Consider the following 592-nt stretch of genomic DNA (forward strand, 5'->3'; position numbering starts at 1 on the left):
CAAAGCGCAGCGTGCCCACCATCACGAGCGGAACGTGGATGGTGGGCACGCTGCGCTTTGCCCACCCTACCGGATTCACTGCTCCGCGATCCGCCTGGTAAAACTCTCGACATTGACCAGGCCGCGGGCGTGGCGGCCGTCGCCGATCTTGCGCTCACCGTGGAAAGCCTGCACCTCGAAGCGGATCACGCGGCGTTCGACCGCGATGACTTTTGCGGTGGTGCGCACCAGGGCGCCCACGGGCGCAGCCCAGAGATGGCGGATGTCGACCTCGGTGCCCACGGTGACCCAGCCGGGCTGCAGGTTGCCGCGGATCGCATCGCCCGAGGCCATTTCCATTTCCAGGATCATCATCGGCGTGGCGTAGACCATCGGCATGCCAGGCACGAAATGCCCGACGGTGCGCTCGGGCGGCACCACAAGCGTGCGCTCGGCACTCACGCCGATCTTGATGACGTCGCGGGCGTCCATGTTGCCTCACACACGGTGTCGTCCCGGACAAGCGAACGAAGTGAGCGCTGATCCGGGACCCATAACCACAGGAAGTCATTTGGCGAAGACCGGCGATCGGCAGCTCGCGCCACAACGCAAT

Annotated in this window: 1 protein-coding gene; it reads right to left on the reverse strand. The window is 65.4% G+C overall.

The annotated features are described in order from the left end of the window. Window positions 1-75: 75 nt before the first annotated feature. Window positions 76-471 (reverse strand): thioesterase family protein, encoded by a 396-nt coding sequence (locus tag CWO89_RS45050; RefSeq protein WP_130584477.1) that lies wholly within the window; start codon window positions 469-471, stop codon window positions 76-78. Window positions 472-592 lie beyond the last annotated feature (121 nt).

This window comes from Bradyrhizobium sp. Leo170 (genome assembly GCF_004296405.1).
Lineage (GTDB): Bacteria > Pseudomonadota > Alphaproteobacteria > Rhizobiales > Xanthobacteraceae > Bradyrhizobium.

Bases quoted from the DNA above. Each gene is read 5' to 3' on its own strand.
- CWO89_RS45050 (WP_130584477.1), bottom strand. From the start codon at position 471: ATGGACGCCCGCGACGTCATCAAGATCGGCGTGAGTGCCGAGCGCACG.